Origin of the sequence: Ligilactobacillus sp. RTP31139st1_D10_RTP31139_211217 (assembly GCF_040226755.1) — a bacterium.
Taxonomy (GTDB): Bacteria; Bacillota; Bacilli; order Lactobacillales; family Lactobacillaceae; genus Ligilactobacillus; species Ligilactobacillus animalis.
This window is the reverse complement of sequence record NZ_JBCOAR010000005.1, coordinates 1-14,879: the sequence shown is the minus strand read 5'-3', so window position 1 is coordinate 14,879 and position 14,879 is coordinate 1. Positions and strand designations below refer to the sequence as shown.

The window sequence follows — 14,879 nt, the reverse complement described above, 5'->3', positions numbered from 1 at the left end:
ACACATCCAATCGTAAAATTAATAATTTTAATATAACACAAGTCACGTCTAAATTATCAATGTTTTAATAATTTTTAAGAAAATCAATCGTTTTGCTGAGGCAGTTTAGCTTGGATCTCTTTGGCTAAAGGTTCGACTTGTTCACGATAGCTTTCGATCTCTTGGGTCAAACTGTTGATCACAGGCTCAGAAGCTTTGAGTTCTGCGGAAAATTTAGCCGCATTTTCTTTGACTTTTTCGACTTTAGCAAGATAATCTGTTGTTTGCTCTACAGTTTGATCAAAAGCGATCAGTTTTTTGGTGAGATATTTTAAGATCTCATCGCGCTTACTATAAGCATAGGCGCCGAGAGCTCCAGTAATGGTCAAAGTCCACAAAAATTTTTTCATTTTTTTCAGTCCTTTATCTGCTCTGCGATCTTATTTGCGATCACTTGTAATTTTTCTGGTGTGTAGTCGGCAGAATTATCGGCAAAGGTCATTCCAAAACCATCTTCATTGCTGTAGCGTGGTAAGAGATGGATGTGTGAATGAAAGACCGTTTGATAAGCGACTTCACCGTTGTTGTTGACGATGTTTAGCCCCTTGATCGTTGGATCGGATGCTTTGACTGCACGCGCGATCTTAGGCAAACGACTAAAAACATCACTAGCTAATTGTTCGTCGTATTCAAAGAGGTCAGCAACGTGCTTTTTAGGCACGACCAATGTGTGACCTGGGGTTGCTTGTGAGATATCTAAAAAGGCTTTGACTTTATCGTCTTCATAGACGGTCACACTTGGGATCTCTCCGGCGATGATTTTGCAAAAGATACAGTCTGTCATATAAAAACCTTCTTTCAAAAATTTTAAATCTGTTTTTAGTATACACTATCTGAGCCTAATTGTTGTAAACTAAATGTTAAAAGGAAATAATGGAGGGAAGAGCATGTTGGGCAAACAAACGTATAGGATGCAAAACGGTATGATGTATAATGATCTAGACCCTGAGCTGATGCCAGCGCGTCAAAGGACTATGGCCTTAACGACGGCATATGATCAAAGCTACTCTCAAAGTCCTGCCAAACGCGAAGCTTTGTTAGCAAAAATTTTAGGCAAGATCGGTAAAAATGTCCATTTTGAACCGACTTTTCGCTGCGAGTTTGGTAAGAATATCTCGATCGGTGATAATTTTTTTGCGAATTTTGATTGTATCATGCTTGATGGGGCTAAGATCACGATCGGGGACAATGTTTTATTTGGTCCCCGGGTGGGTATTTATACAGCTGATCATGCAATTGATAAAACTGAGCGCCAACTGGGTGGCTGTCGGGCTAAGCCAGTGACGATCGGTAATAATGTTTGGATCGGCGCGGGCGTGCATATCGATCAGGGAGTCACGATCGGCGATAATACTGTGATCGGTGCGGGGAGTGTGGTCACACATGATATTCCCGCTGATGTCGTCGCATACGGAGTTCCGTGCCAGGTCGCACGTAAGATCACAGCAGCAGATAAAACGGGTTATGATCCCGCTGAAATTTAGATAAAGTAGGTAATTTAGATGACATTAGAAGTTGAAAATTTAGTCGGTGGTTATTCACGTGTTCCAGTTCTAAAAGATGTTTCATTTGAGGTCAAAGCCGGTGAATTAGTCGGCTTGATCGGCTTGAATGGGGCTGGTAAATCCACGACCATCAAGCACATTATTGGTTTATTACGACCACAGAAAGGGACGATAACTTTAGAGGGTGTGACTCTAAAAACAGATCCTAAAGCATATAAGCAAAAAATGGCTTATATTCCTGAAACTCCGATCTTATATGAAGAATTGACCTTACGTGAGCATATCGAGCTAACGATCATGGCTTACGGGTTAGAAGCTAAGAGTGCTTGGCAACGTGCCCAGAAATTACTCGAGCTTTTTAGATTAGAAAATAAATTGGATTGGTTTCCCGCTAATTTTTCTAAGGGGATGAAGCAAAAGGTGATGATCGTTTGTGCTTTTATAACTGAAGCCAAACTTTATATCATCGACGAACCGTTTTTGGGACTTGATCCTTTAGCGACCCAAGATCTCTTGGACTTGATCGATCAAAAAAAGCAAGCTGGAGCAGCCGTTTTGATGTCGACACATGTTTTGAGTACAGCTCAAGAATACTGTGATCGCTTTGTAATGATCGATCAAGGTCAAGTAACGGCTAAGGGTGATCTTGCAAGTCTGCAGACGCAGTTTGGCGATGAAACGGCTTCTTTAGCAACGATCTATCTCAAGCTCACAGGGGCAGGTGAAAAGCATGCTTGATCTGTGGAAAACACGTCAAAAAACTCATCAAAAGCAGATGTTTAAGTATTTACGCTATGTATTAAATGATCACTTCATCTTAGCGTTGCTTTTCATCTTAGGTGGCTTGGCTTTGGGCTATTCAAATTATATCAAAGCTCTTCCGACCCAAGAAGAGCTCTGGTATGCTAAACCGTTGGTGTTACTTATTTTAGTCATAAGTTTACAAGTAGGACGGCTAGCAACGCTGTTAAAACCGGCTGACATCGTATTTATTTCACCCCGCCAAGCTGAAATGGGACAGTATTTACAAAAAGCTTTACGGGCATCGTTAGTTTTTGCTTGGGTGTTCGATACGTTAGTGATGTTGGCCCTAGCTCCATTTTTACTTGTTGCGGCTAAATTGACCGCGGTCCAGCTCATCTTTTTATGGCTGTTGTTGTTAGTATTGAAATATTTACAACTGGATCGGCAACTATTAGGACTTTATCAAGCACAATTTGCCAGTGGACGTTGGAAATGGTTCTTAGATGTTGGTTTTTGTGGCCTTTTATTAGGGACAAGTCTTTATTTGGATCCGTTATACCTGTTATTAGTGGCCACACTTTTGACGGGGTATGTTGATCGATCAAAAAAAGCTCTTACGACCCAAGCTGTATTTGACTGGGAAGGGGCGATCCGGACTGAAAATGCAAGAATGTTGCAGCTATACCGTTTCTTTGCGCTCTTTACCGATGTACCTAATCTGCAGGTCGCAGCTAAACGGCGTCGCTACTTAGATCGCCTGTTACCGCAAGCTAAGCCTAATGGAAGTTTTACTTACCTTTATTGGCGGGCCTTGGTCCGTAATGGTGAAACCAGTGGCCTAGTCCTACGGTTAACGGTGTTGGGGACTGTTATCTTGTATTTCATCACTGAACCGTGGCTAGCCTTGGCTTTAGCGGTATTGTTCATCTATTTACTTGGGTTCCAATTGTTTTCTTTGTATCACCACTATGATGAAGTAGTTTTTATGCACATCTATCCGTTGGATCCAACCGGTAAACAAAGAGCATTTCAAAAGATGCTCGGGCAATTACTGTTTACGCTCGCGGTGATTTTTACTTTAGTTAGTTGGATCCAGTTGCAAAATAGTTTATTTAGTCTCGAATTCTTAGGCGTTTTAGTGCTTGAGGTCGCATTGTTGACTCGGCCTTATCTTAAGGGGCGCTTAGCAAAAAGAGCTTGACACTGAGCCTAGTTCTTTGTAGACTTATTTTAGTTATCGATATTTTCAAAAGGAGAGCCCCAGATGGATTTCAATTTGGAACATGGCTGGGAGATCTTACCGATCGATGGCGACACTGGCACTGCTTATATGGCGGTGAATAACGATGAACGTATCTTCATCAAGCGTAACACTTCGCCGTTTTTAGCGGCCCTTTCATTAGAAGAGATCGTTCCCCGCTTGATCTGGTCAAAGCGGACGGTCTCAGGTGATACCCTGACCGCTCAAGAGTGGTTGAATGGCCGTTCGCTAAAACGCGAAGAGATGTGTTCGCTCCAGGTCTCGGAATTACTAGCTCGGATGCATGGCTCTAAGCTTTTAAAAAAGATGCTATTACGGGTCGGAGGCAAAACGTATACGCCGGCTGATCTGTTAGCCCAATATTTTAATGGCTTGAGTTCTGAATTACGTCAGCATTCGCTATTGGCCGAAGCAACGTCGCGATTGAAGGCGAACCAGCCGCAACTTGAACGCTCGAATTACGAAGTATGTCATGGCGATTTAAATCATAAAAACTGGCTCTTATCTGAGACAGGACAGCTATATCTAGTCGATTGGGAAGCCGTTAAATTAGCTGACCCGGCTTTAGATCTTAGTATGTTAATGTGTCAATATGTCCCACGCAAAGACTGGAAGCAATGGTTGACGCGGTATGCAAAAAAAGAACCGTCACCGGATATGATGAAGCGTATTTATTGGTATGCGGTCATGAATCTTTTGTTGGTTATCAAACACAACTATCAGCGTGGTCATTTCCATGAAATGAACCAAGACATTATCAAGCTTAATCAAGTAATCAAGAAGCAAAATTATATTTAAATTGATGGGGATAAAAGGCATCAAAAACCTTTTGTCCCTTATTTAGTGAATTTTAGTTGAAAGGAAGTCTATGTATTAACTACATAGCAAATTATCATGCGTTTACGAAATAAACCTTGGGCTAAGCCCTTGATCCAAGAAAACCCACAATATGTCGTGACTGATCCGGCAGCTTTACGTGGTAATTGGCAAAGTCGTTTTGAAAAAGAACAACCACTATATATCGAGATTGGGATGGGAAAGGGTCGTTTTATCGTTGAGATGGCCAAGAAATATCCTGAACGTAATTTTATCGGTCTTGAAATGCAGACAGTTGCTACAGGGATCGCCTTGAAAAAACAGCTCGAGGCTAAATCACCTAATCTCCAGTTGGTATGTGCTAATGGCAGTGGTTTGACAGAATTCTTCGAACCAAATGAAGTTAGCGGGATCTATTTGAATTTTTCTGATCCATGGCCTAAAAACCGGAATGAAAAACGGCGCTTGACCTATAAGAGCTTTTTAGCTCAATATGAAGAAGTGATGCAAGCAGACGGTCATCTTGAATTTAAGACCGATAACCGTGGCTTGTTCGAATATTCATTGACGAGTTTGAACAATTATGGGATGGTATTTGATCAGGTGTGGTTAGATCTTCATCAGACACCGGATGTTGAAGATAACGTGATGACTGAATATGAAGAAAAATTCAGTCAAAAAGGCCAACCGATCTATAAACTCGAAGCTCATTTCAAAGCTTAGGCAAAAAAATTTTAAAAGCCAAGAGGATAAGTTATAATATACAAAAAGTAAGTAATTTATCTTGGAGGTATTTAAGATGGAAAAATTAGCAAAGATGGATAAAAAAGCATTAGAAGAAAAGTTGAGCACAGGAAAGTACGTATTATTCTTTACCGCTGACTGGTGCCCAGATTGCCGTTTTATCAAACCAGCAATGCCTGAGATCGAAGCCGAATTTTCACAATTCGAATTTATCTTAGTCGATCGGGATGAAAACATCGACCTTTGCCAAGAAATGATGATCATGGGGATCCCAAGTTTTGTCGTGTATGAAGATGGTAAAGAAAAAGCTCGTTTTGTGAATAAAGATCGTAAGACGAAAAAAGAAGTAGAAGACTTCTTGAACAATATCTAAAACAAAGGAAGTATCAAATAATGTTAATTGCTAGCTATAATCCGACCCAAATGGGTGATGTTTTATTGACGATGGTGCGCCCTGAAGCAGCAGCGCAAGCAACTGAACAAAAAGGACGGATCGTTCGTATTTTTAATACCGAAAAAAATGAAACTTTAGGGTTTAATTTTTTTGATGTCAGTGAGATCTTGGGTGATCTAGCTGTTAAAGGTCAAGTTTTCTTGGATCAAGCTCAAGTGGAAGCTTTGAATCAAGCTTTACAAGCAGCTGGTTTTGAACCTGAATTGGTCGTTGATGATGAACCTAAATTTGTGGTGGGCTATGTAGCTGAATTGACAGAACATCCAGATTCAGATCATTTGCATATCGCTAAGATCGAAGTTGATAATGATCAAACGTTACAGATCGTATGCGGTGCGCCTAATATTGAAGCAGGTCAAAATGTGGTCGTTGCTAAGGTTGGTGCGATGATGCCAAATGGTGCAATGATCTGGCCTGGTAAATTGCGAGGCGTAGATAGCTATGGGATGGTTTGTGCAGCCCGTGAGCTTGAATTGCCTAACGCTCCTAAAAAGCGTGGTATCTTAGTTCTTGATCCTGCTGAATTTGAAGCTAAGACAGCTTTTGATTTTGAAAAGGGGGCTAAGCTTTTTACAGCTTAGTTTAGTAGCTCTCACCTGGGACTATGGTAGGTCCTAGGTGTTTTTTTACATAAAGTTTTATAAAAGTGGTAAAAAACCTTTTCTCCATTTTGAATAATTACTATAATGAATTTAGAAGTAAATTAGACAGACAGTTAGGATGAACACCATGGAACATTATGATGGACCAGCCTTTTACAGAAATAATGGTCGCCCGGCTACAAAAGCGCGGGTTCAGACTAAAGTACCAGCCAAAACTGAAAAAACGCCGACTAGAACAGCAACAAGTAACCAAAAGGAATGTTTAAACGAGTCTCCACGGGCTTTTAGTCCAAGACAAGTCCCGCGCTCTTTAGTTGCTGATCGGATCGTAAAAAAACGCCCTGATTACGATAAATTGGTGCGCTCATTGAAGAAAGCTCCTGAGGATTATTTACTCTTTGAAGGGACTGTTTTGTTAGGAACTCAGGCGATCGATCTAACGGTAAAACGTCCACTCATTAGTGATAGTACGGAGACTAAGTTGCCTAAACGCCCGACTGTATCATCACAACTTAAAACGCCGACCTTAGCTTCGGACAGTCAAACAACTAGTTCTAGTTTAGCGACTAGTGAAAGTTTGGACGACTCAACAAGTCAGGTCTATTTGGCAAGTTCGACTAGCCAGTTGCAAAGCTCAGTGAGTGATACGCACGCTCAAAGCACGAGCCCAGCTAATAGTGAGGCAAAAAGTGTAAGCCAAAGCCAAGTAACTTCAGAGCTTACTTCACAAGTTGAACTCACTAGTGAAGTCGCTACTAAATCAGAGCCACAGAAAATGACGGGGCTCAAAGCTGCTTTGGCGCATGAGAGTTCTTTGACACAAAGCCAACCAAGCGTGACAGCCCAACCGACAATACCTGAGTACGAACCTAAGCATTATCAGTTTCCACCTCTCAATTTATTGCCTGCACCAGTGATCGATGATGATCCGGCCTTAGACGATTGGGTCGCAAGTCAGGTCCAAACGTTAAATGAGACGCTCAAGGCTTTTCACGTTGATGCGACTGTTAGCGATTGGACGATCGGTCCGACTGTTACGCAATTTGAATTGACTTTAGGACGGGGAGTCAAGGTCAATAAGATCACCAATTTAAATGATGATCTCAAGCTTGCATTAGCTGCTAAAGATATCCGGATCGAAGCCCCGATCCCAGGTAAAAGTAGTGTAGGGATCGAGATCCCTAATAAGACTTCACGCCCAGTTATGTTATCCGAAGTTCTACGTTCAGATAAATTCCAAGAAGCCTCTTCACCATTGACAGTAGCTCTAGGTGTCGATCTGTTTGGGGAACCTCAGATCACAGATCTACAAAAGATGCCCCATGGTTTGATCGCTGGAGCTACCGGCTCGGGGAAATCGGTCTTTATCAATAGTCTGCTCGTCTCACTGCTCTACAAAGCTTCGCCTAGTGAAGTGAAGCTGGTCTTGATCGATCCTAAGGCAGTAGAAATGGCACCTTACCATGATCTGCCTCACTTATTAGCACCAGTGATCTCTGACGCTAAAGCAGCTGCGGCAGCGTTGAAATGGCTCGTAAATGAGATGGAAGAGCGGTATCAACGGCTGGCTGCTGCGGGAGCCCGTAATTTAGAGGCTTATAATGAAAAAGCTAAGGCTGCCGGAGAGTATGGTCTGCAATTACCATATATCGTGGTAGTGATCGATGAATTAGCTGATCTCATGATGGCCGCTTCTTCTGAGGTCCAAGATCATATTGCCCGGATCACTCAAAAAGCTCGGGCAGCGGGGATCCACTTATTAGTTGCGACCCAACGACCAAGTGTGGATGTTTTGACGGGAACGATCAAAAATAATATTCCGACTCGGATCGCCTTTATGGTCTCAAGCCAAGTCGATTCACGAACTATCCTGGATACCGCAGGGGCGGAACGTCTTTTGGGGCGTGGCGACATGCTCTATTTGGGAAATGGTTCGGGACAACCGACCCGCTTGCAAGGCACGTATATCGAAGATGAGGTCGATTTGGTAACTGATTTTGTTAGACAGCAGGGTAAGCCGAAGTATGCTTTTGATCCTGATAGTTTGAAAAAACGTGCTGTCGAATCAGAAAAACAAGACGATCTCTTGCCACGCGTTCTAGACTATATCGTCAACGAAGAGACGATCTCGACTTCCAAGTTACAACGCGTCTTTTCGATCGGCTATAATCGAGCTGCAGCGATCATTGATGATCTTGAAGCTAAACAATACATTTCACCAGCGCATGGTGCTAAGCCACGGAAGGTCTTTTTGACACAAGAAGGCTTGAATAAATTGCGCAGTGTATAATAAAAAACGACTGAGTGCGCCTCAGTCGTTTTTTTATTATACAGCTATTCGTTGAATATGAAATTTAAAAATGCTGGGAAATGTTTAGCCCAGTAAAACTCACTGTGAGATTCAGCTGCAAAGATATTTAGTGAGATATTATCCAAGGAATGCCCTGTCCGTAAAAGCGTCTGATAATAGCGTAAGGCTTCATCAATATAGGCCTGGGCCTGTTTTTCAGGGTCTAAAACTTCATCGTCACCAGCATCATTTTCGCTAGCTCCAGTTTGAATGTAGACTTTATTGCTTGGCATCAGGGGATGAGAGGCGACAAACTGCGTGAATTTTGTTTCATTCAACCAGGCGGCGCTAGAAAAAACACCTAAATTTCCAAAGATCTCAGGATATAATGAGCCAGCATAGGCAGTGATATAGCCCCCCATCGAACTTCCAGCTAGCAGTGTGGTCTCACGTTGGGGCAATGTACGATATTTTTTATCGATAAATGGCTTAACGGTATCTACTAGCCAGTCAACATAAGCTCGACCTAGGCCGCCAAAATGTCCTGTGCTATCAGACGTTTGAAATTCGGTCTTCCAAGGTGAATATTCATCGAGCCGATGTTCATCGCTATTGTCGATCCCAACGATGATCATTTGAGGTAGTTCAAGGTGTTGCTTGATCAAGGGAATGACCTTCCACGAATAACCCGCATACGCTTCGCGACTGTAAAAAACATTTTGCCCATCGTGCATGTATAAAACAGGATAATGGCGCTCATTATGAAAATAATCTCGGGGAAGTAGTACTCGGATCTTACGCTCATTTGAAAAATAAGGCACAAATAGATAGTGCGTCCGTAACTCAAGATAATAACTATTTTGCGGCATAATATAGCTGTTCCTTTCCCAATTTCTTGCATATATGACCAAGATATACTGAAAAAAACTTTTTGTCCAGCTATGATCAAAATTTTATTTGTATAAAAATAAAATGATAAATAAATAGTATTCACATTAGTTAAATTTTGTGTTAATATTAACGGTAAATTAAATAAAAGTTAGTTAATGATGGGTAAAATAAAATTTATTTTAGTATTTTAAGCAGTGTTAGAGCTTAAAGTAGCCGAGACATTGTAAATTAAAAAAGGTGGAGGGAGATCACATGTATTTTGAGGAATGTCAATTACATAGTAAAGTTTTGGGGCGTTCAATGAATTTTAATGTTTATGGTCATGCGGGGAGACCGATCTTAGTTTTTCCTGCATCTGGTGGCAGTCATAACGAATATGGTGATTTTGGGATGATCGCCGCATGTCGTCCTTGGATCGATAGTGGTCAGGTGCGCTTTTTTACTCCAGATTCGTTCGATAATGAAGCTTTTGAGGCTAATGAGAAGAGTCCCCATGATCGGGCCTTAGCACATATGGCTTATGAGCGTTTTATCGTTGAGGAATTGGTACCGCTCATCTATGACAAGACACAATGGGCTGGCGGACTGATAACAACAGGATGTTCGATGGGAGCATATCATGCGATGAATTTTGGACTCAAATTCCCTGAGATCTTTGATACCGTTATTTCATTAAGTGGGCTATATGATCTACGGTTTGTCGTAGGGGACTATGGCGATGACGAGTTAGTTTACTACAATTCACCGACTGATTATCTCTGGAATTTAGCTGATCCGTGGTTTTTTGAAAAATATCGGCAAAATACCTATATCATCTGTACCGGTCTAGGGCCTTGGGAAGAAGTCGATGAGACCCGTAAACTTGAAGCGGTTTTTAATGCTAAACAGATCCCAGGTTGGTTTGATTACTGGGGAGCGGATGTTTCTCATGACTGGGTCTGGTGGAAAAAACAGATGCCATATTATTTAAGTAAATTATCCGAAACGGGACAAATTTGATTAGAGGGGACAAGCTATAATGAATTTTATTGTTATTTCGCCCCATTTTCCCGCAAATTCTGAGCAATTTTCAGTGAGCCTCAGCAATAATGGGATCACAACCTTGGGGATCGGGGATAAAGCCTACGATGAGTTGACACCGAGTTTGCGCAACGCATTGAGTGAGTACTACAGAGTTGATGATATGGAAGATTATGACCAGATGTATCGCGCAGTAGCATATTTTGCTTTTAAATACGGCAAGATCGATCGCTTGGAATCACATAATGAATATTGGTTGTTTCAGGATGCCAAATTACGGACTGATTTTAATATTCCAGGTTATAAGAACGATGAGATGGATACGATCAAGTATAAGTCAAAGATGAAACAGGTCTTTTTGAGCCACGATATTCCAGTTGCATTGGGAAAAGCTTTCCAGACCGCTGAGGAAGGTTGGCATTTGCTAGAACAGTTCGGTTATCCAGTGATCGTTAAACCTGATTCTGGCGTTGGAGCTAGCGACACATATAAGATCAGTGATCCCAAAGATTTTACTGATTTTTTGACCAAACGTACTCCGAATGTGACTTACTTTATGGAAGAATTCATTGAGGGTGACATCATAACTTTTGATGGTCTGACAGATCAAGCAGGGAACGTTGTTTTTTATTCTTCGCTTGTTTATCAAGAACCAGCTTTAGAAACAGTCCATCGCACGGGTGACATGTATTTTTATGAGACACGGGATATCCCCGAAGATTTTTATGAGTTGGGCATGAAAAGTGTAGCTGCTTTTGATATCAGGGAAAGATTTTTCCACTTCGAGTTCTTTAGAACAGCAGATGATAAGCTCTATGCCTTAGAGATCAACTGTCGTCCGCCGGGGGACCTTCGATCGATCTGATGAATCATGCCCATCAGTTGAGCTTGTTTGAAGAGTATGCTCATTTGGTCAAAGAAAATAAATTCTATGGAGATAGTACTTGTCCATATTACAGTGTCTATATTTCACGTAGTAACAAGCAAGACTATCGCTATGATCTAGCTGAGATCAAACAAAAATATGGAGCTGAGCTAAAAGAGATCCAACATGTACCGGGAGTATTTGCTGAGATCATGGGAGATGTTGGCTATATTTTCAATACGGAGACTAAAGAACAGATGCATGCGATAATCGAATTTGTCGGTGCACTCAAGACACAAGCATAAGAAAAAAGCTGATCAAAATTATGATCGGCTTTTTTGTATGGCTATGACTTTAAAAAGGTTTGCGATCTATGGTAAACTTAGCTTAATTGTTAATTAAGAAAAGAGGATATTTACCATGAATATGGACACCACATATTTTTTTGTAGGCATCAAGGGGACGGGGATGAGTGCGTTAGCCCTTATTTTAAATGATAAGGGTTGTAAAGTTGCCGGTTCAGATATCGAAAAATACACGTTTACCCAACGTGGCTTAGAACAGGCTGGAATTGAGATTTTCCCATTTGACGAAAAAAATATCCATGATAAGATGACGATCGTTGCGGGTAATGCTTTTGGTGACGATCAAGAAGAGATCAAAAAAGCACGCGAATTAGGCTTAAAAGTCATGCGTTATCCAGAAGTTGTTGAAATGTTGATCGAAGAGACGACAAGTATTGGGGTCGCTGGTGCCCATGGTAAGACGAGTACTTCAGGCTTGTTGGCTCATGTTTTAAGTGGGGTCTCACCAACAAGTTATTTGGTCGGAGATGGCTCGGGTAAGGGAATTCCTGATGCACGTTTCTTTGTGTTTGAAGCTGATGAATATCGGCGTCATTTTGTGGCATACCATCCAGATTACACGATCATGACCAATATCGACTTTGATCATCCGGATTATTTCACCGGGATCGAAGATGTTTGTGATGCCTTTGAAACTTTGGCTAAACAAACTAAAAAGGGTCTCTTTGTTTGGGGTGAAGATAAATACCTTCGTAAACTAAAAGCAGATGTACCAGTATATTATTATGGGACTGAAGCTAACGATGACGTGCGTGCTGAAAATATCAAACGCACAACTAAGGGTTCGACTTTTGATGTATATCTACACGATGAATATCTAGGTAACTATGAGATCCCAATGTTTGGTAAGCACAATATCTTGAACAGTTTAGCTGTGATCGCGGTTTCGCACATGGAAAAAGTCGATCAAGAAGAGATCAAAAAAGAATTATTGACTTTCAAGGGTGTTAAGCGTCGGTTTACTGAAAAGCGTGTCGCTGACATGGTGATCATTGATGACTATGCTCACCATCCATCTGAGATCACTGCGACTCTAGATGCTGCACGACAACAATATCCAGATAAGAAGATCATTGCAGTCTTCCAACCGCATACTTTCAGTCGGACGATCGCGTTGATGGATGAATTTGCTAAGAGTTTAGACCTAGCCGATAAAGTCTATTTGACGGATATCTTTAGTTCGATCCGTGAACATGACGGTAAAGTTTCTGCCAAAGATCTAGGTGAAAAGATCACTAAGGGTGGCGAAGTTTTAGCTTTAGATAACATGTCACCATTGCTTGATTACCATGATGATGTTGTTGTCTTCATGGGTGCAGGCGATATTCAAAAATACGAATATGCTTATGAAAAATTATTGAGCAATCTTAGCTTGAACAATAACTAATATACTTAGTGCTGCATAAATAACAGGGGCCTCACTATGATCAGATCGTAGTGAGGCCCCTGTTATTTATACACTAGGTCATTATTCAGGTAAGAGGATGATAAAGTCTAGCAAACGTTTAGCATAACTGGTATTAGCATTGAAGTTATGGTAGACCCGTTTTGCTTTAGTGACATTATCGGTGATGATCCCATCTACATCCAAAAAGGCTGCATTTTTAAAATCGTTTTCACTATTGACAGTCCAAGAATAAACTTTTTTGAAACTGAGCTTGGCTTGGGTGACAAAGGAATCATTTAAAGTTGTCTTTTCCATCGTATACCCATTAGCTGGTGTTTGAGGGAAGATGAAATTATACGGTAGGATATAGTAGGTATTTAGCGTAGGAGCATATTTTTTAGCACTAGTGATAACTTTATAGTCAAGTGATTGCAACTCATGTTTATTTTGTTTGAGAGTAGCTTCGTACGTGTCAAAGAAATTCTTTAACATATTTTTTGAATCACGTTTAGTTGTTTTGATCTCAACTAATAGCTTTTGATCATATTGTTTGGCAACATTCAGATACTCATCAAAACTAGGGATCTTAGCTTGATGACCATTTTCGTGTACGGTCAAAGCTGTCAGTTGTGCGAGTGTCAATTCTTGGGGACTGGCATCAAGCTTGGCGAGTTGTTTTAGATTTTCATCGTGCATGACGACGAATTTATGATCTTTAGTTTCTTGAATATCGATCTCGATGTAATCGGGTCTGGCTTGAGCGGTCTTACGTAGAGCAGGGAGCGTATTTTGGACACCATTTTGCGCATCGACGACCCGGTGTGAGATGATCAATGGTGTTTGGCCTAAATGAACTAAATAGACCCCATTACCTAATAGGGCTCCAAGTGCAAATAAAGCAAATAATGGCTTAGCTACCTTGCTGAGCCAACTTTTTTTAGTACTCTTATAGGTCGCTAAAGTAACGTCAGCTGGTAAAATGAGTTGCAACAGGGCAACACTAGCCCAAACCGAGATCAGAAATGAACCGACTTGCAGCAAGGTAACATTGATACTGCCACCGATAAGTGCGCTCCACGGAGCGGTCTGGTCGAGTCCAAGCTGGATCGCGTATAAAATACCGATCAGACTCAAGTTAGCGATGAGCGCAATAAGTGAGATCTTTAGTAATTTTAACGTATAGACCCAAAATTTATTTTTCGTCAGTTGACAACTTTGAGCGAGTGCTGCTTTGATCTTGAGCTTTTCAAAAAGCATCAGGGGTAACACAAAGAGCAAGCGGATGCTCAAAATAAAGATCGCTAAATAAAAAATACCGATCAAAGTTGCATAAAGTGGTTTTTGTAGGAGAAAATCCAAGATAAATTCAGGAATGACCACTTTACTCAAAAGCGGTGAATTAAAGAAGATCCCACTAAAAGGTACGATCAATAAGAAATAGCCAGCAAAAAAGCAGATCTCGAGTGGGTCGAGTTGGCGCAGTTGCCGGGCAGTGTCTTTGAGGATCGTCCGAAAGCTGAATTCATCTTGCCTGATCCGAACAACACCGTTTAAGATGAGCGCGAATTGCCCAAAAACACAGATGATCAAAATGATCAATTCCAATAGCAAGCCTAAAGCGATATAGGGATGGCTCGTAACGGGTGAAAGAGCATTAGTATAAGATAAATAGGGGATCGCACCTAAATTCAATAGTAGCGAAGTCCACGTATTAAAGAGAGGGATAACCCCGACCTCAAGTGAAAGTTCGACCACTAAAAAGAGGATCAAATAATTTTTCCAATGTAAGCTAAAATCGCGTTTCAAACGCATCATATCACTGCTATATAAAATGTAGAACAATATAGAAGTTTAAGTACATTCTTCTACATTGTTAGAAAGAATTATATAGTTTTT

14 protein-coding genes and 1 pseudogene are annotated in these 14,879 nt (G+C 41.1%); 11 read left to right on the top strand and 4 right to left on the bottom strand.

Annotated features, from left to right (window positions below; translation table 11 throughout):
* Window positions 1–83 precede the first annotated feature (83 nt).
* Entirely contained in the window at window positions 84–389 is a 306-nt protein-coding gene (locus tag ABT996_RS04055) for a hypothetical protein (protein WP_010689212.1), read from the bottom strand.
* A gap of 5 nt (window positions 390–394) precedes the next feature.
* The gene (locus ABT996_RS04050; protein ID WP_010689211.1) at window positions 395–823 is read right to left on the bottom strand and encodes an HIT family protein; all 429 of its coding nucleotides are present in this window, start codon (window positions 821–823) and stop codon (window positions 395–397) included.
* A 103-nt stretch (window positions 824–926) separates the two neighbouring features.
* Here ABT996_RS04050 and ABT996_RS04045 point away from each other — a divergent pair, with 103 nt between their 5' ends.
* The 8 genes from ABT996_RS04045 to ABT996_RS04010 all read left to right on the top strand — a co-directional run bounded on the left by ABT996_RS04045 (window position 927) and on the right by ABT996_RS04010 (window position 8,455).
* A complete protein-coding gene (locus ABT996_RS04045) occupies window positions 927–1,523 on the top strand; it encodes a sugar O-acetyltransferase (protein WP_081797099.1) in 597 nt (198 codons plus the stop codon).
* Between the two features lie 18 nt (window positions 1,524–1,541).
* Entirely contained in the window at window positions 1,542–2,282 is a 741-nt protein-coding gene (locus ABT996_RS04040) for an ABC transporter ATP-binding protein (RefSeq protein ID WP_035449269.1), read from the top strand.
* Entirely contained in the window at window positions 2,275–3,489 is a 1,215-nt protein-coding gene (locus ABT996_RS04035; RefSeq protein WP_035449267.1) for an ABC transporter permease, read from the top strand. Before ABT996_RS04040 ends, ABT996_RS04035 begins: the two co-directional genes overlap by 8 nt.
* Before the next feature lie 63 nt (window positions 3,490–3,552).
* Window positions 3,553–4,347, top strand: a complete 795-nt coding sequence (locus ABT996_RS04030; protein ID WP_035449264.1) for a phosphotransferase family protein — start codon at window positions 3,553–3,555, stop codon at window positions 4,345–4,347.
* Between the two features lie 96 nt (window positions 4,348–4,443).
* The gene (gene trmB, locus ABT996_RS04025; RefSeq protein ID WP_035449262.1) at window positions 4,444–5,088 is read left to right on the top strand and encodes a tRNA (guanosine(46)-N7)-methyltransferase TrmB; all 645 of its coding nucleotides are present in this window, start codon (window positions 4,444–4,446) and stop codon (window positions 5,086–5,088) included.
* 76 nt (window positions 5,089–5,164) lie between these two features.
* On the top strand, window positions 5,165–5,482 hold the full coding sequence (locus ABT996_RS04020) for a thioredoxin family protein (protein WP_035449260.1): 318 nt from the start codon (window positions 5,165–5,167) through the stop codon (window positions 5,480–5,482).
* Between the two features lie 20 nt (window positions 5,483–5,502).
* Window positions 5,503–6,144: a YtpR family tRNA-binding protein gene (gene ytpR / locus ABT996_RS04015; RefSeq protein WP_035449258.1), complete on the top strand. Its 642-nt coding sequence runs from the start codon at window positions 5,503–5,505 to the stop codon at window positions 6,142–6,144.
* A gap of 148 nt (window positions 6,145–6,292) precedes the next feature.
* On the top strand, window positions 6,293–8,455 hold the full coding sequence (locus ABT996_RS04010) for a DNA translocase FtsK (protein ID WP_035449256.1): 2,163 nt from the start codon (window positions 6,293–6,295) through the stop codon (window positions 8,453–8,455).
* Between the two features lie 44 nt (window positions 8,456–8,499).
* On the opposite strand, the gene ABT996_RS04005 is transcribed toward ABT996_RS04010, so the two are convergent.
* Window positions 8,500–9,324: an alpha/beta hydrolase gene (locus ABT996_RS04005; RefSeq protein ID WP_035449254.1), complete on the bottom strand. Its 825-nt coding sequence runs from the start codon at window positions 9,322–9,324 to the stop codon at window positions 8,500–8,502.
* A 274-nt stretch (window positions 9,325–9,598) separates the two neighbouring features.
* Between ABT996_RS04005 and ABT996_RS04000 the strand changes: the two genes are divergently transcribed.
* The 3 genes and pseudogenes from ABT996_RS04000 to murC all read left to right on the top strand — a co-directional run bounded on the left by ABT996_RS04000 (window position 9,599) and on the right by murC (window position 12,983).
* Window positions 9,599–10,345 carry an esterase family protein gene (locus tag ABT996_RS04000; RefSeq protein WP_035449252.1) on the top strand — a complete coding sequence of 249 codons (747 nt, stop codon included), beginning with the start codon at window positions 9,599–9,601 and terminating at the stop codon, window positions 10,343–10,345.
* Window positions 10,346–10,364: 19 nt separating this feature from the next.
* A pseudogene (locus ABT996_RS03995) lies at window positions 10,365–11,536 on the top strand (ATP-grasp domain-containing protein).
* 115 nt (window positions 11,537–11,651) lie between these two features.
* Window positions 11,652–12,983, top strand: a complete 1,332-nt coding sequence (gene murC, locus ABT996_RS03990) for a UDP-N-acetylmuramate--L-alanine ligase (protein ID WP_035449250.1) — start codon at window positions 11,652–11,654, stop codon at window positions 12,981–12,983.
* Window positions 12,984–13,064: 81 nt separating this feature from the next.
* On the opposite strand, the gene ABT996_RS03985 is transcribed toward murC, so the two are convergent.
* A complete protein-coding gene (locus tag ABT996_RS03985; protein ID WP_161633766.1) occupies window positions 13,065–14,795 on the bottom strand; it encodes a glycerophosphoryl diester phosphodiesterase membrane domain-containing protein in 1,731 nt (576 codons plus the stop codon).
* Window positions 14,796–14,879: the final 84 nt, after the last annotated feature.

Excerpts from the sequence above, each read along its gene's own strand:
- ABT996_RS04050 (WP_010689211.1), bottom strand. The coding sequence starts at position 823 with ATGACAGACTGTATCTTTTGCAAAATCATCGCCGGAGAGATCCCAAGT.
- trmB (WP_035449262.1), top strand. The coding sequence starts at position 4,444 with ATGCGTTTACGAAATAAACCTTGGGCTAAGCCCTTGATCCAAGAAAAC.
- ABT996_RS04000 (WP_035449252.1), top strand. The coding sequence starts at position 9,599 with ATGTATTTTGAGGAATGTCAATTACATAGTAAAGTTTTGGGGCGTTCA.
- ABT996_RS04005 (WP_035449254.1), bottom strand. The coding sequence starts at position 9,324 with ATGCCGCAAAATAGTTATTATCTTGAGTTACGGACGCACTATCTATTT.
- ABT996_RS04055 (WP_010689212.1), bottom strand. The coding sequence starts at position 389 with ATGAAAAAATTTTTGTGGACTTTGACCATTACTGGAGCTCTCGGCGCC.
- ABT996_RS04030 (WP_035449264.1), top strand. The coding sequence starts at position 3,553 with ATGGATTTCAATTTGGAACATGGCTGGGAGATCTTACCGATCGATGGC.
- ABT996_RS04010 (WP_035449256.1), top strand. The coding sequence starts at position 6,293 with ATGGAACATTATGATGGACCAGCCTTTTACAGAAATAATGGTCGCCCG.
- ABT996_RS04020 (WP_035449260.1), top strand. The coding sequence starts at position 5,165 with ATGGAAAAATTAGCAAAGATGGATAAAAAAGCATTAGAAGAAAAGTTG.
- ABT996_RS04040 (WP_035449269.1), top strand. The coding sequence starts at position 1,542 with ATGACATTAGAAGTTGAAAATTTAGTCGGTGGTTATTCACGTGTTCCA.
- ABT996_RS04045 (WP_081797099.1), top strand. The coding sequence starts at position 927 with ATGTTGGGCAAACAAACGTATAGGATGCAAAACGGTATGATGTATAAT.
- ytpR (WP_035449258.1), top strand. The coding sequence starts at position 5,503 with ATGTTAATTGCTAGCTATAATCCGACCCAAATGGGTGATGTTTTATTG.
- ABT996_RS03985 (WP_161633766.1), bottom strand. The coding sequence starts at position 14,795 with ATGCGTTTGAAACGCGATTTTAGCTTACATTGGAAAAATTATTTGATC.
- murC (WP_035449250.1), top strand. The coding sequence starts at position 11,652 with ATGAATATGGACACCACATATTTTTTTGTAGGCATCAAGGGGACGGGG.
- ABT996_RS04035 (WP_035449267.1), top strand. The coding sequence starts at position 2,275 with ATGCTTGATCTGTGGAAAACACGTCAAAAAACTCATCAAAAGCAGATG.